The organism is Azospirillum sp. A29, assembly GCF_042604625.1.
In the GTDB taxonomy this organism is placed as follows: domain Bacteria; phylum Pseudomonadota; class Alphaproteobacteria; order Azospirillales; family Azospirillaceae; genus Azospirillum; species Azospirillum palustre.
This window is the reverse complement of sequence record NZ_CP170466.1, coordinates 21,219-40,060: the sequence shown is the minus strand read 5'-3', so window position 1 is coordinate 40,060 and position 18,842 is coordinate 21,219. Positions and strand designations below refer to the sequence as shown.

Here is an 18,842-nt window from a genome sequence, read left to right as displayed (position 1 = left end):
ACGGTTCAACCATCCCGTGCCAGCCTTGCCCTTCGCTTGCCTGCAAAACAATCCCCCGCGAGGACAAATCCGGGGCCGGAGACGTTCGATGAGCCACCCATCCGCCAGCGCCGCCCTGCCGTCACCGACTTCGGCCCGGCTGTCCGTCGGCTTCGCGTGGGTCGGACATTCGCTGATGCACATCGTATCGGCGCTGTTCCTGACCATCGTGCTGGCGCTGGAGACCGAATGGAAGCTCTCCTATGACGAACTGATCCGGCTGTGGACGCTGGGCGCCTTCATGATTGGGCTGGGCGCGCCGCTGGCCGGTTGGCTGGGCGACCGCTGGAGTTCGGCCGGTATGATCGCCGTCTTCTATCTGATGACCGGCGCCGGGGCGGTTCTGGCCGGGCTGTCGGACGGGCCGGAGATGCTGATGTGGTCGCTGGCCCTGCTCGGGCTGGGGGCGTCGATCTACCACCCCGTCGGCATGGCCTGGATGATGGCGAATGCCGAGAACCGCGGCAAGGCGATGGGCTGGCTCGGCCTGTTCGGAACCTTCGGCGTTGCCACCGCCGCGGTGGTCGCCGGCAGCCTGACGCAGTGGCTGAACTGGCGGATGGCCTTCATCATCCCCGGCGCGGTCTGCCTCGTGCTCGGCGTCGTGCTGGCCCTGCTGATGATGACCGGCGTGGTTCAGGACCGCCATGCCGACGTGAAGCCGCAGCCAAAGCCGTCGCGCGGCGACGTGGTGCGCGCCTTCTTCGTGCTGTCGCTGACCATGGTCTGCGCCGGGCTGATCTTCAACGCCATGCAGGTGGTGCTGCCCAAGCTGTTCGAGGCGCGGCTGGGCGGCTGGCTGGGTACAGGCACGCTGGGCGTCGGCGGGCTGGTGACGGCGGTCTACCTGATCTCCGCCCTGCCTCAGATGATCGGCGGCGTGCTGGCCGACCGGCATTCGCTGAAGCGGGTCTATGTACTTTGCCTGCTGGCCCAGATTCCGCTGATGGCCGCGGTGGCCGTCCTGGCTGAACTGCCGCTGGTGGCCGCCGCCGCCTTCGTGGTCATCGCCTCGCAGACACAGATCCCGGCGGAGAACATGCTGCTGGCCCGCTACACCCCGGACAAGCACCGCGGGCTTGCCTATGGCGCCAAATACATCCTGTCCTTCGGCGCCGGTCCGCTGGCGGTGCAACTGGTCGCCTGGGTCTATGAGCGCACCGGCGACTTCACCATGCTCTATCTGACCCTGTCGGCGCTTGCCGCCATGGCCTTCGCCGCCGCCCTGCTGCTGCCGGACGACCGCCGCAAGTCCGAACCGGTGGCGGAACCGCTGCCGGCGGCGGAGTAACCCGCCGCCGGCTTCGCAAAGCTTACGCAAGCGTCTTATTCAGCGCCCGATCGAGGTCGGCGATGATGTCCTCCGGCGTCTCCAGCCCGATGGACAGGCGGATCACGTCGGGGCCGGCGCCGGCCGAGGCCTGGGCCTCCGCCGACAGCTGGCGGTGCGTGGTCGAGGACGGGTGGATGATCAGCGAGCGGGCATCGCCGATGTTGGCGAGGTGGCTGAACAGCTCCACGCTCTCCACCACCTTCACGCCGGCCTCGAAGCCGCCCTTGACGCCGAAGGTCAGCACCGCACCGGCGCCGCGCGGCAGGTATTTCTTCGCAAGCTCATTGTACTTCGAAGAGTCCAGCCCGGCATAGCTGACCCAGCTGACCGCCGGATGGCTTTCCAGGAACGTGGCCACCTTCAGCGCGCTGTCGGCGTGGCGCTGCATGCGCAGCGGCAGGGTCTCGATGCCGTTCAGCGTCAGGAAGGCGTTCATCGGCGCCTGGCTCGGCCCCAGGTCGCGCAGGCCAACGGCATGGCCGTGGATGGTGAAGGCCAGATGGCCGAAGGTTTCGTGGAAACGCAGGCCGTGATAGCCGGGGTCGGGCTCGCTCAGCGCCGGGAACTTGCCGGACTTGCTCCAGTCGAACTTGCCGCTGTCCACCACCACGCCACCGACCGAGGTGCCGTTGCCGGACAGGAACTTGGTGGTCGAATGCACCACCAGCGTGGCACCCCACTGGATCGGGTTGATCAGGTAGGGCGTTGCCAGCGTGTTGTCGACGATCAGCGGGATGCCGGCCTCGTCGGCGATCCTGGCGATGGCCTCGATGTCGGTCACCACGCCGCCGGGGTTGGCGAGGCTCTCGACGAAGATCGCCTTGGTCTTCTCGGTCAGCGCCGCTTTGACAGTGTTCACGTCGTCGGTGTCGACGAAGCTGGGCTGCCAGCCGAAGGCGCGCGGGAAGCTGATGCCGAGCTGGTTCAGCGAGCCGCCATAGAGCTTCTTCGACGCGACGATGTGGTCGCCCGGCGCCATCAGCGGGAACAGGGCAAGCAGCTGGGCGGCATGGCCCGACGAGGTCGCGGTGGCGCCGGCGCCGCCTTCCAGATTGGCGAGACGCTCTTCCAGCACCGCCACCGTCGGGTTGGTCAGGCGGGAATAGATGAAGCCGACCTTCTGCAGGTTGAACAGCGAGGCGGCATCGTCGACATCCTCGAAGACGAAGCTGGTGGTCTGATAGATCGGCGTCTGGCGGGCGCCGGTCGCCGGATCGGGAGCGGCGCCGGCATGGATGGCGCGGGTCTCGAAGCCGAAGCTCTTCTGCTCAGTCATCTGTGTGATTCCCCCGGTTTTTCAGATCAGTTTTTTGAACGATTTCGTCGGCGCCCTGCGGCGCGTCACCAGCACGTTGGAATTGACCCCGATCCGGCCGATCTCGCCGTAAAGGCGCTGGATTTCCATCTTCGGACAGCGGTCCATCACCACGGTCAGGCCGGCAGCCTGGGCACGTGCCGCCGCCTCGTCGTTGCGGACGCCGAGCTGCATCCACACCACCCTGGCACCCGCCGCGATGGCCTCGTCCGTCACCCCGCCGGCGGCGGCCGAATTGCGGAAGATGTCGACCATGTCCGGCGGCTCCGGCAAATCCTTCAGGCTGGCGTAGACCGGCAGGCCGAGGATGGTCTGTCCCGCCATCTTCGGGTTGACCGGGATGACGGTGTAGCCCTTGTCGCGCAGATACTTCATCACGAAGAAGCTGGCCTTCACCGGATCGGCGCTGGCACCGACCACGGCAATGCTCTTCGCGCTTTCCAGGACGCCGCGCAGGAAGGCGTCGGTGTAGTCGGCCGGCTCGGTGATTGTCTGGTCGCTCGTCCTGGAGCCGCTCATTGCCCGCACCAGACCGGCGTGCGCTTGCCGAGGAAGGCGTCGATGCCTTCGGCGGCGTCCTGCGCCATCATGTTCTCGGTCATCACCTTGGCGGCGTAGGCATAGGCGCCTTCGACGTCCAGATCGATCTGGCGATAGAAGGCCTCCTTGCCGGTGGCGAGCGTCAGCGGCGACTTCGACGCGATCTTGGCGGCGACGCCGGCCACCACCTCGTCCAGCTGGTCGGCCGGCACCGCGCGGTTGACGAGGCCGATGCGCTCCGCCGCCTCCGCGTCGATCAGGTCGCCCAGCAGCAGCATCTCCATCGCCGCCTTGCGCCCGACCGCACGGGTCAGCGCCACCATCGGCGTCGAGCAGAACAGCCCGATATTCACACCCGGAGTCGCGAAGCGCGCGTCCTCCTCGCAATAGGCCAGATCGCAGGTCGCCACCAGCTGACAGCCTGCGGCGGTCGCCACGCCGCGAACCTTGGCGATCACCGGCTGGCGGATGCGGTTGATCGTCAGCATCAGGCGCGAGCACTGGGTGAACAGCGCCTCGTACAGCTCACGCGACGGGGCGGCGCGCATCTCCTTCAGGTCGTGCCCGGCACAGAAGGCCCCACCGGCCCCGGCCAGCACCACGGCGCGCACGGAGCGATCCTCGTCGATGGCATCCAGCGCGTCCTGCAACGCCGCCATCAGCCCGACCGACAGCGCATTGCGCGCCTTCGGCCGGTTCAGCGTCAGCGTGGCGACCCCGTCGCGGTCCTCGCGCAAGACCAGCGGCTGGTTGGGATCGTGGGTGGTGACTGCGGCGCTCATGGTTGTTGTCCTCCCGTGCGTCTTCGGTTTTTGCACCGCGGGCAGCTTACCGCGCCGGGCCTGCGGGCAACACGGGGAACCTGCAAGGCAGGAAGGATGAGACGACATGCAGCAGAGGATTTCAACGATTACCTTTGTGGGACTGCTATAAAAATCTTCTAATTTAGTAGGGAATTTTCGCGAAAAGATGGCGTCGCCGCTTCCATCGAACAAGCGTCCCCCTACTCCTCCTCCCCGTCTCCGAGCAGATAGTCGATGTCGCCGCCGTCCAGCGCGCTGACCAGTCCCTTTCCTTCGATGGTGGCGTCGGACAGGCTGCCCTTTCGGCGCTGGAGGTCGAGGATGCGCTCCTCCACCGTGTTGGCGGCGATCAGCTTGTAGACGAAGACCGGCTTGTCCTGGCCGATGCGATAGGCGCGGTCGGTCGCCTGATCCTCGGCGGCCGGGTTCCACCAGGGATCGTAATGGATCACCGTGTCGGCGGCGGTCAGGTTCAGGCCGCGGCCACCGGCCTTGAGGCTGATCAGGAAGACCGGGACCTCGCGGTTCTGGAAGCGGTTCACCGGTTCGGCACGGTCCAGCGTGCGGCCGGTCAGCTCGACATAGGGGATGCTCGCTTTCTCCAGCTCCAGCTTGATCAGGTCGAGCATGGTGGTGAACTGCGAGAAGATCAGGATGCGCCGGCCTTCCGGCACCATCTCCTTCACCATCTCGGTCAGGGCGTGCAGCTTGGCGCTCGGCCGCGCCTTGCCGCCCAGCGCGGCGATGGATTTCAGCAGGCGCGGATCGCAGCAGACCTGCCGCAGCTTCAGAAGCGCGTCGATCACCGCGATGGCGTTCTGGCCCAGCCCCTTGCCGCTGGCGGCCAGCGCCGCGCGCACTGTCTCGTTCACCGACAGGCGGATGGTCTCGTAGAGGTCGCGCTGGTCGCGTTCCAGGTCGATGCGCACCACCACCTCGGTCTTCGGCGGCAGCTCCTTCGCCACCGCCTCCTTGGTGCGACGGAGCAGGAAGGGGCGGATGCGGCGCATCAGCAGGTTGGCGCGGGTGTTGTCGCCGCGCTTCTCGATGGGCACGCGGTAGCGCTTGCCGAACTCCTTGCGGTCGCCCAGCAGGCCCGGCATCAGGAAGGCGAACTGGCTCCACAGCTCGCCCAGATTGTTCTCCACCGGCGTGCCGGACAGGCAGAGCCGATGCCGCGCCGGCAGCGCCGCCACGGCGCGGGTCGCCTTGCCGTCGGGATTCTTGATCGCCTGCGCCTCGTCCAGCACGATCATGTGCCAGGTCAGGCGCTTCAGCAGATCGACGTCGCGCGCCACCACGCCATAGGTGGTCACCACGATGTGGGCGCGGTCGATCTCCGACAGCTTGCCGTGACGGTCGATGCCATGCAGCACGACGACGCGCAGATGCGGGGTGAAGCGTTCCGATTCCGCCACCCAGTTCGGCACGAGGCTGGTCGGCACCACCACTAGGCAGGGCTCGGTCAGCCGGCCCTCATGCTCTTCCATGGCGATGTGGGCCAGCGTCTGGGCGGTCTTGCCGAGGCCCATGTCGTCGGCCAGGATTCCGGCGACGTTGTTGGCGCGCAGGCTCTGCATCCAGGCGAGGCCGCCGCGCTGGTAGTCACGCAGTTCGCCCTTGAAGCCCGGCGGCGGGGTCATGTCGCCCGGCATCTCGTCGGCGCGCAGGCGCTGGAGATAGCCGTCGATCTGCGCCGTCTCGTCGCCGCGCCGGGCGATCAGGTCGTCGATGTCCAGCAGCGAATCGGCCTCGGCCAGCGGCACCTTCAGCCGGTCGCCGCTGCTGCGCCCGCTGTCCAGCATCGCTTCCAGAACGCTGAGCAGCCGCTCGATCCGCTCGGCCGGCAGTGCCAGGACGTTGCCATCGTCGAGAACGATGTGGGCGCGGCCATCGATGATGCGGGTGGTCGACAGGCCGCCCTTCTCGACCAGACGGGAGAGGATGGGGAGAAGCGGCTGGCGCTCGCCGTCGATCTCGACACCGACATCCAGATCGAACCAGCCGTCGCCGGCATCGCGAACCGCCACCTCGACCTCGGCGCCCGGCTCGATCACCTTGGTGCCGAAATCGGCGCCGACCTCCATGATCCAGCCGGCCTTGGTCAGGGCGGGGACCTCGTTGGTCAGGAAATGCTGCCAGCGCTCCTCGACGTCCCGCCCGGTCAGCCAGTGGACACGCGAGCCACGGGCGTTCAAGGCACCCTTGGGCGGCTCGATCCGCGCCTGGGCGAAGCTGAGGCCGGACAGCCGGTCCAGCGCCGCCTGCTCGTCGGCCTTGTCGCGGCGGACGAAGGTGACCTCGTTGAACTCATCCTCGTAGCGGGCGAACTGGCGCTGGTCGTCGGGCTCGATCTCCACCGCGTTGCCGGGTTCGCCATAGTCGAAGGACAGGCGCAGCACGTCGACCAGCCCATCGGCCGGCGTCACCACGCGGCCAAGGCGGGCGATGATGCGGGGGGAGCGCTCGACGATGGCCGCGGCATCCGCCGCCCCGCTGCGCACGCCGGGAATGCCGCTGTCGCGGAAGCTGGGCGTGGAAATTGACGGAGGTGGAGGAGTGATGCGCGGCATCGACGCGACACCACTGCGCGACGGACCGAACAGGCGCGACGGGTTCGCCTTCGACGGCACCGGCGGCGGGGCGGGCGGCACCGGTTTGGCCTTCGGCACCTCCACCACCTGGAGATCGACCGGGAAGACGGTGCCGGTGGCGCTGTCGACGCACCAGTAGGACTGGCCCTTCACCAGCACGCTGCGTTCGGGCAGGCCGGTCGGGCGCAGCTTGCGCGTGGCCGGGTCGCGGAAGGTGCGAACAGTGCGGCCCGGCGCCTCGGCCAGCGGGGTGCCGTCGCGCCAGCGCAGGCGGCCGGTGGAGAGCAGACGGCGCAGCAGGCGGTCCACCGCCTCGCCCCGGCTCTTGGCGACGGGGGTGCGCTCGGTGCCGCCACCGCCGAGCAGACGAGCGATGGCGCGGTCGGCATCGCCGTCCAGCGAGCGCGGCGCCTTGGCCAGCACGTCGCGCGGCGTGGCGGGGCTGCTGTCGGCAGAACCCTCGGCCACGAACTCCGCCAGGATATAGCAGGCGACATCGCCCTGCCCCGGCTCCAGAATCCAGCGCAGGCTGCGCACCGGCTCCGGCTTGGGGGCGGGGGGTGGTGGCGGCGGGGGTGGCGACACGCTGCGGACCGGCGGTGCAACCGGCGGGCGGACCAGGGTGAGCGGGGGTTTGGCAGCAGCCGGCGGCACAGGAAGAGGCGCCGATGGCTGCACAGTGGCGGCAGCGACCGGCGGGGATGCGACCGGAACCGGCGGAGGAGGAGGCGGGGCGAGCGGCGCCTTCACGTCGGCCACGTCGAACAGGGAGGCCCGGCGCCATTCCGGACGGCTTTCCAGCGCCAGCATCGCCGCCGCCGCCATGTGGGCGCAGGCGTTGCGGCCACAGGAACAGGTGCGGTCGAGCACCACGCTGCGCTTGCCCTGCACCGGGGTCACCGTCACCGACAGCCGGCGGCCGAGGTCGCTGACCTCCGCCTCGATCCGGTCGCTGCCGGGCGCACCCAGCGTCACCGCACCCGTCATCATCAGCGTGCGGCCGCGCTGCAGCGTCTTGGCATCGAAGACGCGCGTCAGGTCATCCTGACCGAAGGGGACGGCGGCGCCACCCGACGAAGGGCCACGCGGCAAGGCATCGAAGAGCGACATGCGGTGCGGGGGTGACCAGGGCAGTTTGGAAGGATTGGGCGCAGAAATGGAACGGAACGGAAACGGGGCGTCGGTATAGGATCTTACGCGGCGCAGCGCAAGCCTTTGGCTTAAGCATTGACGTGAACGGCACCGTGTTGGCGGGACCGTGCGCGGCCGTCCGTCATAACACAGGACGCCGCCGGCTTCACCCCGGTTGGTGACTTATCCGCGGCTGCCGGGGAAGACGCGGCCGGCCAGCTCGCACAGGCCGGCCCCGCTGCCGATCTGATGGGCGGCCCAGCGGATGGTCCCCTCCACGAAGGACGGGTCGCCGGCATGGACCAGCAGGGCGAGCCCGAGCACCATCGCACCCGCCAGCCAGGGAGAGGGACGCAGCCGCGGGGCGCCGTCGTTGCGGCTGCTCCACAGGAACAGCAGGGCCGACAGCCCGCCGATGGTCAGGCCGGCCACCACTTCCGCCCCGGAATGGGCCGAGACAGCGATGCGCGAGGCCCCGATAGCCAGCACCAGCGCCACCGCCGCCAGCGGCAGGCCGATGCGCAGCCAGCGCGAGTCAGCATTGCGCGCGGCCAGCGCCGACACCGACCCGTAGAAGACGGCGGAAAAGGCGGCGTGGCCACTGGGGCTGATGAAGCGGTCGCCGGCGAACAGCGAGGGGAACAGTGGAAAGTCCGGCAGGCCGCAGCCATGCCCGATCAGCTTCAGCACGACCATCGCGCCAAGGCAGAGCGCCAGGGCCAGCAGCCAGCGCAGCGCCAGCGGCGCCGAGTGGTGCCGCCACAGCGCGGTCGCATAGAGGGCGGACAGTGGAACGAGAAGGCTGCTGCTGCCCAGATGGGTGATGGCGCCGCTGGCGGTGGCGAGCATCGGATCCCCAATGATGCCGGTGGAAAGGAACGGCTTTGCCACATGGTGCGGCGCAGCAGGGACAGCAAGGGGACGAAAAAGGGGTGCGGACGCCCGGTCCGCCCCTCAACCCTCCAACTGGTCGGCGCGGGCGTCGGCGATCACGCAGTTGCGGCCGGAACGCTTGGCCTCGTACAGCGCCTCGTCGGCCCGGCGGACCAGACCCTCGGCGGTATCGCCCAGCCGGCCGCCGATGGAGATACCGATCGACACCGTCACGCTGATCTCGCCGCGGTCGGCCGAGACGGCGAAGGGGAAGTCGGCGATGCGCGAACGCAGGCGCTCGGCGACGATCAGCGCCGCTTCGCCGTCGGTGTCCGGCAGGATGACGATGAATTCCTCGCCGCCCAGCCGGGCGACGAGGTCGAAGGTGCGCAGGTTGCGGCTGGCGCGGGCGGAAACCTCGCGCAGCACCTCGTCGCCGATGGCGTGGCCGTAGGTGTCGTTGACCACCTTGAAGTGGTCGATGTCGAACATCAGCACCGACACCGGCTTGTGGCTGTCGATGGCGCGCTCCAGCAGCCGGGGCAGATGGGCGTTGACGTAGCGGCGGTTAAAGACACCGGTCAGGCTGTCGGTCAGCGCCATCGACAGGCTCTGCTCGTAATTGGAACGCAGCCGTTCCTGATAGCGCTTGCGCCGGATCTGGGTGCGGGCGCGGGCCAGCAGTTCGTTCCGGTCGACCGGCTTGATGACGTAATCGTTGGCGCCGAGCTCCAGCCCCTTCGCCACTTGCCCGAGGTCGCCGTCGTCGACCATCAGTAGGATCGGCACTTGCCGGGTGCGCTCATGCGAGCGCAGCTGCGAGCAGAGCCGCAGCCCGTCCTCGTTCAGCAGGGTCAGGCTGACCACCACCAGATCGAGCGGGCTGCCCAGTGCACGTTCCAACGCCTTGGCGCAGGTGTCGGCGGAGGTCACCGTGTTGTGGTCGCGCTCCAGCGTGTCCGTGATCTTTTCGAGGTCGAGCGCGGAATCCTCCAGCACCAGCACGCTTGCGCGCTCGAAAGACTCGCTCAGCATGGTGCCGCTGCGCTCGATGACGCCGAACTGGCCCGACGTGGTTTCGCGCAGGCGCCACTCGTCCATCATCATCTTCAGCCGCACCAGCGAGCGGACGCGCGCGAACAGCGCGATGTCGTTCACCGGCTTGGTCAGGAAATCGTCGGCTCCCGCCTCCAGCCCGCGGACGCGGTCGGCGATGTCGGACAGCGCCGTGACCATCACCACCGGGATGTGCATGGTGGCGGGGTCGGAGCGGATCTTCTCGCAGACCTCGAACCCGTCCATGCCCGGCATCATGACGTCCAGCAGGACGATGTCGGGCGATTCCGTCCGCACCATCTCCAGCGCGTCGGGTCCGTTGAAGGCGGTCAGCACATTGAAGTATTCGCGCGTCAGCTTTGCCGCGAGCAGCTTCACATTGGGCAGAACGTCATCGACAACAAGGACACGCGCGGACATCGGAAGGGAAATCCTGCAGAATTGGTACAGATGAAAGCGACTTATCCGAGAAACTTCTTGACTGTCTCAAGGAATTTCACGACCGAGATGGGCTTCGCCACATAGTCCTCGCAGCCGCCCTGACGGATTTTCTCTTCGTCGCCCTTCATGGCGAAGGCGGTGACGGCGACGACCGGGATGCTCTTCAACTCCGGATCGTCCTTGATCCAGCGGGTGACCTCCAGCCCCGACACTTCGGGCAGCTGGATGTCCATCAGGATCAGGTCGGGACGATGCAGGCGGGCCAGACGCATCGCCTCCATGCCTTCGCGGGTCTGCAGCGTGCCATAGCCGTGCGCTTCGAGCAGGTCATGAAAGAGCTTCATGTTCAGCTCGTTGTCCTCGACGATGAGGACGGTCTTGGTCGGCTTACCACCGGTCTCCAATGGTCCGCACGGCTCCGCTGGCATGCATCCTCCCTGGGTGTGACCCCCGCCGTTCACGCTGTCCCGTTCACGCGGTCCGATGCCGCACCTTACGCACCGCGGACGCGCTTCCCCCGGCCGGTAGGCCAAAGGCGCGGTTGCGGGACCGCAGATCCGGTATACCCCCTTTCTGATTAGGTCGCGACGGTTAAATAGTCGTTACCGAACCGCTGGCCGGCATCCCTTATCGGACTGCGATCGCCCTGTCGGAAAACGGAAAACCGCCCGCGGCGGACGCGGGCGGTCTCGATTGTCCAAAACAGCAATTACGAGCGCCGCCGGCCTCCTCAGGCCGCCCGCTTTGCCTTGCGCTTGGCGTCGCGGCGGCGGGCGCCCTTGGCGCCATACATCATGGCGTCGGCGCGGCGCATCACCTCGTCCTCGCTGTCCTCGGCGCCATAAGGCTGGGTGCCGACGGAGAAGCGGACCGGCAGGGCTTGGCCACCCCACTCGACATGGGTGGCATCGGCGATGGCGGCCAGTTGGCGGGCGCGGGCGAGGCCGTTGGCGGTGTCGGTGTTGGTCAGCAGCACGGCGAATTCGTCGCCACCCAGCCGGGCGACGACATCCTCCTGCCGGACATTGCCGACGATCATCCGGGCCACCTGCCGCAGATAGGCGTCGCCGGCGACATGGCCGTGGGTATCGTTGATGGCCTTGAAGCCATCCAAGTCGATCATGACCAGCAGCCCGCCAGCGGTGCCATTGCGCCGGGCCGAGGCCAGTTCGCGCCGGAAGTGGCTGTAGAAGCCGCGCCGGTTCAGGAGGCCGGTCAGCTCGTCCGTCATCGTCAGGCTTTCCAGGTAGGCGACACGCTCCTGCAACTCGGCGATCGTATCTTTTGCTTCGGCGAGCAACGCGATCGTCTCGTCCAGCGTCTGGCGCTCGGTCCCCCGCAGAAGCCCGACGCGCGAGGCCAGCGCGACCGGCGACCAGCCTGCCGGCACGTCGAAACGGTCGGCGGCGTGATGCTTCAGGTCCAGGGCGGCGACGATGGCGTTCATGGGGTCGGCTCCTCTGATGAAGGTCGGAACACTTCGCCGTCCTCTATGCAGCCCCCGTGCCAACGCGCCGCACCCCGGAGATACCAAGCATTTTATGCATTTCCGGCGGATTGCGCCGGTGGATCATCCGGCAGGGGTGGAGCCTCTTTCCCACCAGACCGGCATCTTCTGCCCACTCCAATCGTTCGGGGCAGGAAATCCCTGCCGGGGATGCCGGGCAAACGATGACAGGCAGTGGTGGGCAGGCAGCGGAGGACGGCCGGCAAAAGGCTCCACCCTCCCGTCACACCACCCGGTCCGGCGCCGGCCGGCCGGCTGTCACCGCGTCGACATTGTCCAGCGCCTTGAACCCCATGGCGTTCCGCGTTTCCACCGTAGCGCTGCCCAGATGCGGCAGCAGGAAGGCGTTGGGCAGGTCGCAGTAGCCGGGATGCAGGTTCGGCTCGTTCTCGAACACGTCGAGCCCAGCCGCCGCGAGGCGCCCCCGCTTCAGCGCATCAATCACCGCGCCGTCGTCCACCACGCTGCCGCGCGCGGTGTTGATCAGGATGGCGCCGGGCGGCAGTCGTTCGATCCGTTCGGCGTTCAGCCAATGTCGGGTTTCCGCCGTAGCCGGGAAATGAAGCGACAGGACATCGCACACCGGCAGCATCGCCTCGGGATCGGCATGGTAGGTGGCACCTAGCTCCAGCTCCGGGGCCAAGCGACGGCGGTTACTGTAATGGATGGTCATGCCGAAGGCGCGCGCGCGGGCCGCCACCGCCTGCCCGATGCGGCCCATGCCGACGATGCCCAGCCGCTTGGCCCCGACATGGGTGCCCATCAGTTGGGTCGGGGTCCAGCCGGTCCAGGCGTTGGCCCGGATCATCCGCTCGCCCTCCGAGGCGCGCCGCGCCGCGCCCAGAAGCAGAAGCAGGGCGATGTCGGCCGTGGCGTCGGTCAGCACGTCCGGCGTGTTGGTGACGGTCAGGCCGCGGGCGCGCGCCGCCTCCAGGTCGATGTGGTCGGTGCCGACCGAGAAGGTCGCCAGCACCCGAACGCTCTGCGGCAGGGTGGCGATGGCGGCGGCGTCCAGCCGGTCGCCGGCACAGCAGAGTACGGCATCGGCCCCGACCTCCGCGGCGCGGGCGGCGATCTCCTGTCCGCTGAAGGCGCGGTCCTCCGGGTTGAGCACCGCCCGGTAGTCGCGCGACGCCCGCGCCTCCACCGCGTCGGGAAGGCGGCGGGTCAGCAGCAGCACGGGCCGGGCGGAGGAGTCGGCGGCGGGACTGTCCGACTGCGTCACGGGCTGCACCTCGGCAGGGCTTGTCATTCCGGCGGTTCCCTTCCATTGATAGGACATTCGGGTGGCGGGCCTTTCGGACCGCGGCAAAAACACCCATACTCCACCAAGAGCCGTCAATCACCTGTGGATCCCGTCTTGCTCGACCGTCTCTCTGCCCTTCCGGCAACCGTTGGTGCGGTCTTCGCAGCCGCCGTTTCCGCCGGTGCGCTTCTCGCGGCCTCCCCTGTCCTGGCTCAGCCGGCCGCGACCTCGCTGGCGGCGGTGGCGGCCAAGATCCAGCCCCACCGGGCGATCTACGCCATGTCGCTGGGGTCGGCACGCAACGGCTCGAAGGTCAGCGACGTTCGCGGCCGCATGATGTTCGAATGGGCCGACGCCTGCGACGGCTGGACGACGGAGCAGCGCTTCCAGCTGCGCTTCGTCTACAGCGAGGGCGAGGACATGGCGATGAACACCAACTACACGACGTGGGAGGCGAAGAACGGTCTGCGCTACCGCTTCAACGTCCGCAAGCTGGTGAACGGCGAGGTCGACGAGGAGGTGCGCGGCGAGGCGAACCTGAGCGAAGGCGGCGCCGGCAGCGCCCAGTTCACCAAGCCCGATCCGCAGGAGATGGAGTTGCCGGCCGGCACCATGTTCCCGACCGCCCACACGCTGGCGATCCTGGATCATGCCGAACGCAAGGAGCCCTTCTTCACCCGCACCATCTTCGACGGTTCCGACGCGGAGGGCCCGACCGAGGTGTCGACCGTCGTCGGCAAGTCCGGTGCGCCGAAGGACGCTGGCAAGGATCCGCTGCTGAAGGTGGGCAAGGCCTGGCCGGTCCGCATGGCTTTCTTCCCGGTGCAGAGCGATTCGGCCCAGCCGGAATATGAGATGAGCCTGCATCTGCTGGAAAACGGCATCGCCGAGTCCATGCAGATCGACTATGGCGATTTCACCGTCAACGCCGTGCTGGAGAAGATCGAGGCTCTGCCGAAATCGGGCTGCTGAGAACGCTGCTGACACACCGGCCGGCCGTGACATTTCACCGTGCGTTTACCGGCCTGTGGGATATTCGACGGTTTCCCTGTTGATCGCGACATGTTGCTGCGCTTAACTGTCGGTTGAGTTTTGCGCAACAGGCCGACTCCCCCATGGGTGACCGGCCGTCCGAGGGTTTTCCGTCATGAGCAAGAAGCATGTCCAGATCGGGCAGGTCTTCCAACCGGTCGGCAGCGCCGCCGGCCGCGGTTGGCGGGTGACGGCAACGGTCAACCTGCTGGGCATCCCCCACGCCCGCGTCGTCAGCACCGAGGACGAGGGCGTCTCGAAGACCCTGAGCTGTTCGGTCCTCGCCGACACCAGCCATTACCGCCTGATCGCCTCGGCCCCGGCCGATGGGATGGCGGCGTAAAAGCCATTTGTTTTCGGGCAAGTCATTCGCCCTGTCCCGCGCGTTGGCGTAGGACAGGGCGAAATCGCTTTGCCTATTCCTCTCCCCGCCGCTCGCGCAGCTTGGCCCAATAGTCCAGCCGCTTGCGCAGATCGCGTTCGAAACCGCGCTCCACCGGTTGATAGAACTCGCGCCGCGCCATGCCGTCGGGGAAATAATTCTGGCCGGAGAAGCCCTCCGCCGTGTCGTGGTCGTACTCGTAACCCTTGCCGTAGCCGATGGTCTTCATCAGCTTGGTCGGTGCATTCAGGATATGCTTGGGCGGCATCAGCGAGCCGGTCTCCTTCGCCGCCCGCACCGACGCCTTGTAGGCGGTATAGCCGGCGTTCGACTTCGGCGCCGTCCCCAGATAGATGACCAGCTGTGCCAGAGCCAGTTCGCCCTCCGGGCTGCCCAGCCGTTCATAGGCCTCCCACGCGGCAACCGCCTGGGTCAGCGCGTTGGGGTCGGCCAGCCCGATGTCCTCCACCGCGAAGCGGGTCAGACGCCGCGCGATGTAGCGCGGGTCCTCGCCGCCGTCCAGCATGCGGCTGTACCAGTAGAGGGCAGCATCGGTGTCGGATCCGCGCAGCGACTTGTGCAAGGCGCTGATGAGGTTGTAATGCCCTTCCTGCGACTTGTCGTAAAGCGGGGCGCGGCGCTGGATGGTGGCGGCGAGCGCATTGGTGTCGAGAATCGTCTCACCCGGAAGCGCGAACAGCTCCTCGCACAGGTTCAGGCAGAAACGGCCGTCGCCATCGGCCATCGCTTTCACCGCGGCACGCGCATCGGCGTCCAGCGGCAGCGGCCGACCCATCTCCGCCTCGGCCCGCGACAGCAGCTTTTCCAGCGCAGTGTCGTCCAGCCGGTTGAGCACGAACACCTGCGCCCGCGACAGCAAGGCGGCGTTCAGTTCGAAGGACGGATTCTCGGTGGTGGCGCCGACCAGCGTGACGGTGCCGTCCTCGACGAAGGGCAGGAAGCCATCCTGCTGGGACCGGTTGAAGCGGTGGATCTCGTCGATGAACAGCAGCGTGCCCTGCCCCGCCACCCGGCGGGCGCGCGCGGCGTCGAAGACCTTGCGCAGGTCGGCGACACCGGAGAACACCGCCGACAGCGGTTCGAAATGCAGGTCGGTGCTGTGGGCCAGCAGGCGGGCGATTGTGGTCTTCCCGCAGCCGGGCGGCCCCCACAGGATCATGGAGGCCAGCCGCCGCGCCGCGACCATGCGGCCCAGCGGACCGTCGGGCTTCAGCAGATGGTCCTGCCCGACGACCTCGTCCAGTGTGCGCGGGCGCAGCCGGTCGGCGAGCGGACGGGGAGCCGCCGCAGAGAACAGCCCGGCATCTCCGCCCGACTCGCCGCGTTTTGCCATGACCGCCGCCTCAGCGCACCGAGGTGCAGCGCTGGTAGCACTGCTTCAGCTGGTAGCTGCAATTGTCGGTCGGGCTGAAGGGAGTCGAGTCTGTGCGGTCGATGCCGCCCTGGTTGCGGGCCGCGACCGAGTCCATGCAGGAATTGTGGCTGCGCTCGCACTGGGCCTGGCAGGACGCGCCGGCACCGGTGCCCCCGTCGATCCGCAGCGACTGGTCGTCGGCGCCGGCGCGCGGGGTGGACGGTCCCGGGACCACGGTAACGGTGGGGGCCGGGCCGGCGGCGGGGCGCGAGGCCGGATCGGCGCAGGCCGACAGACCGAGCAGAGCCACGACCACGAGCGGGGCAACGAGACGGACCGGACGGAACATAGCCACGACGGCTCCTATTGTTCTTGTTGTGGGAATGGCCTTTGGCATGACGGAATGCCACACCCCTCTGGACCATCCCCCATTCGGTCCCCACTATGCCGATAACCGTAGCAAGAAGGGAATGACTGAAATGACACCGGAATCGGACGGCAGATCGACACGCAACCCGCCGCGCCACCGGTCCTTGCGGCTGCTGCTTGCGCTGCTCGTCCTCGGCCTCGTCATGCTGGCCTCGCGCGTGCTGGCGCTGCCCAACATCGGCATGGGCGAGATGATCGTACCTCTGCTGGGCGGTCTGTTCGTGGCGGTCGCCATCGTGCTGATCGTGCGCCGCGACCGCGCCGACCGCGACGCCCTGCCCCCGTCCCGGCGCGACCGCCAGGACCAGGGCATGCCGGACTGAATAGAGGGAACCGTGTGATCCACGCTTCGGGCATTTCCGCCCGAAGCGATCGCACTCCCAGGCGTTCAGACGAACTTGAAGCTGAGGAGGCCGCCGACCACCACGACCAGCAGGACGGTGGCAACCAGCATCAGGCGCTTTTCGATGATGTGCTGAACTTGCGGACCGTAGAAGTGCAGCAGGATGGCGATCATGTAGAAGCGGGAAAAGCGCGCAACGATGGAACAGAGGATGAAGACCGTCAGGTCGAGATGGGCGAAGCCGGCGGTGATCGTCAGCAGTTTGTAGGGGATCGGCGTCACCCCCTTCAGGATCAGGAACCAGGGGCCGAACTCGGAGAACATCTCCTGGAAATGCTGGAACGACTCCTGCGCGTTGTAGAAGTCGATGATCATCCGCCCGACGCTCTCGAACAGATAGAAGCCCAGCGCATAGCCCAGCATTCCGCCGAGCAGCGACGCGAAGGCGCAGATGTTGGTGTAGAACCACAGCCTCTTCGGCTTCTCCAGACACATCGGCACCAGCATCACGTCCGGCGGCAATGGAAAGAAGGAGCTCTCGGCGAAGGAGATCGCCGACATCCACCAGACGGCATCGTCGCGGGCGGACAGGCGCTGGAGGCGTGTGTAAAGAGAACGCAACATTTGACCGGCCACAAATGAGAAAACCCTTCCTCCGGTGAACCGGAGGAAGGGCCTAATATATCACCGATATCGGCGATCCCGTCCTGTGCGATACGGGGCCCTGGGACCCGATGCCGCACAGGGCGTGAGACCGGCGCGATTGCCGGTCATGTTACTCGGCGGTCTCGCCTTCGGCCTCGGCGACGTCCTGCGTCGGGCCAGAGTTCTGACCCTTGGCCGAAACATCACGCTCGACCAGCTCGAACACCGCCATGTCGGCGGCGTCGCCGTAGCGGAAGCCGGCCTTCAGGACGCGGCTGTAGCCACCCTGGCGGTCCTTGTAGCGATCGGCCAGGACGGTGAACAGCTTGGTCACCGTCTCGTTGTCGCGCAGCTGGGCGAAAGCCAGACGACGGTTGGCCAGGCCACCCTTCTTGCCAAGCGTGATCAGCTTGTCGACGATCGGACGCAGGTCCTTCGCCTTCGGCAGGGTGGTGGTGATCTGCTCGTGCTTGATCACCGCGTTCGCCATGTTCGAGAACATGGCCTTGCGGTGGCTGCTGGTCTTGCTGAACTTACGTCCCGAAACGCCGTGACGCATGGCGGTCCTCCTTCATGGCATGGCCCCCCTCGGGGAGCCGATCGTGAACCCCGCCGCCCAGTCGTAATGCTGGTACGGCAGCCGGGTCGGGCCGTGGCGGCCCTGGGGAATGCGCCCCTCCCACCCGGAGACGGACGGGACGCGGCAAACGGCGAGATGCTTAGTACGGCTCTTCCAGACGCTTGGCCAGCTCTTCGATGTTCTCCGGCGGCCAGTTCGGGATTTCCATACCGAGGTGCAGGCCCATCTGGGACAGCACTTCCTTGATCTCGTTCAGCGACTTGCGGCCGAAGTTCGGGGTGCGGAGCATTTCCGCCTCCGTCTTCTGCACCAGATCGCCAATGTAGACGATGTTGTCGTTCTTGAGGCAGTTGGCCGAACGGACCGACAGCTCCAACTCGTCCACCTTGCGGAGCAGGTTCTTGTTGAACGGAACCTCCTCGTGCTTCTCCTCGGAGACAGCGTGCGTCGGCTCCTCGAAGTTGATGAACAGCTGCAGCTGGTCCTGCAAGATGCGGGCGGCGAGAGCCACCGCGTCGTCCGGCTTGACCGAACCGTTGGTCTCAACCGTCATCGACAGGCGGTCATAGTCGGTGACCTGCCCGACGCGGGCATTGTCGACCTTGTAGGACACCTTGCGGACCGGGGAGAACAGGGCGTCGATCGGAATCAGGCCGATCGGCGCGTCTTCCGGACGGTTCTGGCTGGCCGGGACGTAGCCCTTGCCGGTCTCGACCGTCAGTTCCATGTTCAGCCGCGCGCCGTTGTCGAGCGTGCAGATGATCAGTTCCGGATCCATGACCTGGATGTCGGGACCGGTCTCGATCATGCCGGCCTTGACCTCGCCCGGGCCTTCGGCGCGCAGACGCATGCGCTTCGGGCCGTCGCCGCCCATGCGCAGACCCATCGTCTTGATGTTCAGGACGATGTCGGTCACGTCCTCGCGGACGCCGGGGATGGACGAGAACTCGTGCAGCACGCCGTCGATGTGGATCGACGTGACGGCGGCACCCTGCAGCGAGGAGAGCAGGATGCGGCGCAGCGCGTTGCCCAGCGTCAGACCGAAGCCGCGTTCCAGCGGCTCGGCGACCACGGTCGCGAAGCGGTCAACGTCGTCACCGGGCTGGATGTCCAGCTTGCTCGGCTTAATCAGTTCCTGCCAGTTCTTCTGAAGCACGGATCGACCTCAAGATGCCATC

18 protein-coding genes are annotated in these 18,842 nt (G+C 67.3%); 4 read left to right on the top strand and 14 right to left on the bottom strand.

Translation table 11 applies throughout. From position 1 onward, the window contains the following. Positions 1 to 88: 88 nt before the first annotated feature. Positions 89 to 1,330, top strand: a complete 1,242-nt coding sequence (locus ABNQ38_RS15040) for an MFS transporter (protein ID WP_377809117.1) — start codon at positions 89 to 91, stop codon at positions 1,328 to 1,330. 22 nt (positions 1,331 to 1,352) lie between these two features. On the opposite strand, the gene ABNQ38_RS15035 is transcribed toward ABNQ38_RS15040, so the two are convergent. From ABNQ38_RS15035 to ABNQ38_RS14995, 9 genes are all read right to left on the bottom strand, one after another. Further along, positions 1,353 to 2,648, bottom strand: coding sequence for an O-acetylhomoserine aminocarboxypropyltransferase (locus ABNQ38_RS15035; RefSeq protein WP_377809116.1), 1,296 nt, complete (start codon positions 2,646 to 2,648; stop codon positions 1,353 to 1,355). Positions 2,649 to 2,669: 21 nt separating this feature from the next. Then, positions 2,670 to 3,206 (bottom strand): CoA-binding protein, encoded by a 537-nt coding sequence (locus ABNQ38_RS15030; protein WP_377809115.1) that lies wholly within the window; start codon positions 3,204 to 3,206, stop codon positions 2,670 to 2,672. Beyond that, on the bottom strand, positions 3,203 to 4,009 hold the full coding sequence (locus tag ABNQ38_RS15025) for an enoyl-CoA hydratase (RefSeq protein ID WP_377809114.1): 807 nt from the start codon (positions 4,007 to 4,009) through the stop codon (positions 3,203 to 3,205). The genes ABNQ38_RS15030 and ABNQ38_RS15025 overlap by 4 nt, the downstream gene beginning before the upstream one ends. Before the next feature lie 221 nt (positions 4,010 to 4,230). Beyond that, on the bottom strand, positions 4,231 to 7,734 hold the full coding sequence (locus ABNQ38_RS15020) for a DEAD/DEAH box helicase (RefSeq protein ID WP_377809113.1): 3,504 nt from the start codon (positions 7,732 to 7,734) through the stop codon (positions 4,231 to 4,233). Positions 7,735 to 7,938: 204 nt separating this feature from the next. Next, complete coding sequence (locus ABNQ38_RS15015) at positions 7,939 to 8,604, bottom strand: phosphatase PAP2 family protein (RefSeq protein ID WP_377809112.1); 666 nt, start codon at positions 8,602 to 8,604, stop codon at positions 7,939 to 7,941. A gap of 105 nt (positions 8,605 to 8,709) precedes the next feature. Next, entirely contained in the window at positions 8,710 to 10,104 is a 1,395-nt protein-coding gene (locus tag ABNQ38_RS15010) for a PleD family two-component system response regulator (RefSeq protein ID WP_377809111.1), read from the bottom strand. Between the two features lie 41 nt (positions 10,105 to 10,145). Further along, positions 10,146 to 10,553: a response regulator gene (locus tag ABNQ38_RS15005; protein WP_098739544.1), complete on the bottom strand. Its 408-nt coding sequence runs from the start codon at positions 10,551 to 10,553 to the stop codon at positions 10,146 to 10,148. A gap of 302 nt (positions 10,554 to 10,855) precedes the next feature. Then, positions 10,856 to 11,572, bottom strand: coding sequence for a GGDEF domain-containing protein (locus ABNQ38_RS15000; RefSeq protein ID WP_377809110.1), 717 nt, complete (start codon positions 11,570 to 11,572; stop codon positions 10,856 to 10,858). A 283-nt stretch (positions 11,573 to 11,855) separates the two neighbouring features. Continuing rightward, entirely contained in the window at positions 11,856 to 12,884 is a 1,029-nt protein-coding gene (locus tag ABNQ38_RS14995; RefSeq protein WP_377809109.1) for a 2-hydroxyacid dehydrogenase, read from the bottom strand. Between the two features lie 108 nt (positions 12,885 to 12,992). On the opposite strand from ABNQ38_RS14995, the gene ABNQ38_RS14990 reads away from it, so the two are divergent. Both ABNQ38_RS14990 and ABNQ38_RS14985 read left to right on the top strand, forming a co-directional pair. Continuing rightward, positions 12,993 to 13,850, top strand: a complete 858-nt coding sequence (locus ABNQ38_RS14990) for a cell envelope integrity EipB family protein (RefSeq protein ID WP_377809108.1) — start codon at positions 12,993 to 12,995, stop codon at positions 13,848 to 13,850. A gap of 175 nt (positions 13,851 to 14,025) precedes the next feature. Continuing rightward, the gene (locus ABNQ38_RS14985; RefSeq protein WP_109449252.1) at positions 14,026 to 14,253 is read left to right on the top strand and encodes a hypothetical protein; all 228 of its coding nucleotides are present in this window, start codon (positions 14,026 to 14,028) and stop codon (positions 14,251 to 14,253) included. A 73-nt stretch (positions 14,254 to 14,326) separates the two neighbouring features. On the opposite strand, the gene ABNQ38_RS14980 is transcribed toward ABNQ38_RS14985, so the two are convergent. Continuing rightward, entirely contained in the window at positions 14,327 to 15,646 is a 1,320-nt protein-coding gene (locus ABNQ38_RS14980) for a replication-associated recombination protein A (protein WP_377809107.1), read from the bottom strand. A 10-nt stretch (positions 15,647 to 15,656) separates the two neighbouring features. Then, positions 15,657 to 16,022, bottom strand: a complete 366-nt coding sequence (locus ABNQ38_RS14975; protein ID WP_377809106.1) for a hypothetical protein — start codon at positions 16,020 to 16,022, stop codon at positions 15,657 to 15,659. A 124-nt stretch (positions 16,023 to 16,146) separates the two neighbouring features. On the opposite strand from ABNQ38_RS14975, the gene ABNQ38_RS14970 reads away from it, so the two are divergent. Further along, positions 16,147 to 16,419 carry a hypothetical protein gene (locus ABNQ38_RS14970; RefSeq protein ID WP_109049823.1) on the top strand — a complete coding sequence of 91 codons (273 nt, stop codon included), beginning with the start codon at positions 16,147 to 16,149 and terminating at the stop codon, positions 16,417 to 16,419. A 65-nt stretch (positions 16,420 to 16,484) separates the two neighbouring features. On the opposite strand, the gene ABNQ38_RS14965 is transcribed toward ABNQ38_RS14970, so the two are convergent. The 3 genes from ABNQ38_RS14965 to ABNQ38_RS14955 all read right to left on the bottom strand — a co-directional run bounded on the left by ABNQ38_RS14965 (position 16,485) and on the right by ABNQ38_RS14955 (position 18,820). After that, positions 16,485 to 17,063: a YqaA family protein gene (locus ABNQ38_RS14965; RefSeq protein ID WP_098739538.1), complete on the bottom strand. Its 579-nt coding sequence runs from the start codon at positions 17,061 to 17,063 to the stop codon at positions 16,485 to 16,487. A 151-nt stretch (positions 17,064 to 17,214) separates the two neighbouring features. Then, positions 17,215 to 17,643 (bottom strand): 50S ribosomal protein L17, encoded by a 429-nt coding sequence (gene rplQ, locus ABNQ38_RS14960; RefSeq protein ID WP_109049822.1) that lies wholly within the window; start codon positions 17,641 to 17,643, stop codon positions 17,215 to 17,217. 160 nt (positions 17,644 to 17,803) lie between these two features. Further along, positions 17,804 to 18,820, bottom strand: coding sequence for a DNA-directed RNA polymerase subunit alpha (locus tag ABNQ38_RS14955; RefSeq protein ID WP_377809105.1), 1,017 nt, complete (start codon positions 18,818 to 18,820; stop codon positions 17,804 to 17,806). Positions 18,821 to 18,842 lie beyond the last annotated feature (22 nt).

What these genes read in the sequence shown, in the direction of transcription:
- ABNQ38_RS15040 (WP_377809117.1), top strand. Translation starts at nt 89, where the DNA reads ATGAGCCACCCATCCGCCAGCGCCGCCCTGCCGTCACCGACTTCGGCC.
- ABNQ38_RS15035 (WP_377809116.1), bottom strand. Translation starts at nt 2,648, where the DNA reads ATGACTGAGCAGAAGAGCTTCGGCTTCGAGACCCGCGCCATCCATGCC.
- ABNQ38_RS15030 (WP_377809115.1), bottom strand. Translation starts at nt 3,206, where the DNA reads ATGAGCGGCTCCAGGACGAGCGACCAGACAATCACCGAGCCGGCCGAC.
- ABNQ38_RS15025 (WP_377809114.1), bottom strand. Translation starts at nt 4,009, where the DNA reads ATGAGCGCCGCAGTCACCACCCACGATCCCAACCAGCCGCTGGTCTTG.
- ABNQ38_RS15020 (WP_377809113.1), bottom strand. Translation starts at nt 7,734, where the DNA reads ATGTCGCTCTTCGATGCCTTGCCGCGTGGCCCTTCGTCGGGTGGCGCC.
- ABNQ38_RS15015 (WP_377809112.1), bottom strand. Translation starts at nt 8,604, where the DNA reads ATGCTCGCCACCGCCAGCGGCGCCATCACCCATCTGGGCAGCAGCAGC.
- ABNQ38_RS15010 (WP_377809111.1), bottom strand. Translation starts at nt 10,104, where the DNA reads ATGTCCGCGCGTGTCCTTGTTGTCGATGACGTTCTGCCCAATGTGAAG.
- ABNQ38_RS15005 (WP_098739544.1), bottom strand. Translation starts at nt 10,553, where the DNA reads ATGCCAGCGGAGCCGTGCGGACCATTGGAGACCGGTGGTAAGCCGACC.
- ABNQ38_RS15000 (WP_377809110.1), bottom strand. Translation starts at nt 11,572, where the DNA reads ATGAACGCCATCGTCGCCGCCCTGGACCTGAAGCATCACGCCGCCGAC.
- ABNQ38_RS14995 (WP_377809109.1), bottom strand. Translation starts at nt 12,884, where the DNA reads ATGACAAGCCCTGCCGAGGTGCAGCCCGTGACGCAGTCGGACAGTCCC.
- ABNQ38_RS14985 (WP_109449252.1), top strand. Translation starts at nt 14,026, where the DNA reads ATGAGCAAGAAGCATGTCCAGATCGGGCAGGTCTTCCAACCGGTCGGC.
- ABNQ38_RS14980 (WP_377809107.1), bottom strand. Translation starts at nt 15,646, where the DNA reads ATGGCAAAACGCGGCGAGTCGGGCGGAGATGCCGGGCTGTTCTCTGCG.
- ABNQ38_RS14970 (WP_109049823.1), top strand. Translation starts at nt 16,147, where the DNA reads ATGACACCGGAATCGGACGGCAGATCGACACGCAACCCGCCGCGCCAC.
- ABNQ38_RS14965 (WP_098739538.1), bottom strand. Translation starts at nt 17,063, where the DNA reads ATGTTGCGTTCTCTTTACACACGCCTCCAGCGCCTGTCCGCCCGCGAC.
- rplQ (WP_109049822.1), bottom strand. Translation starts at nt 17,643, where the DNA reads ATGCGTCACGGCGTTTCGGGACGTAAGTTCAGCAAGACCAGCAGCCAC.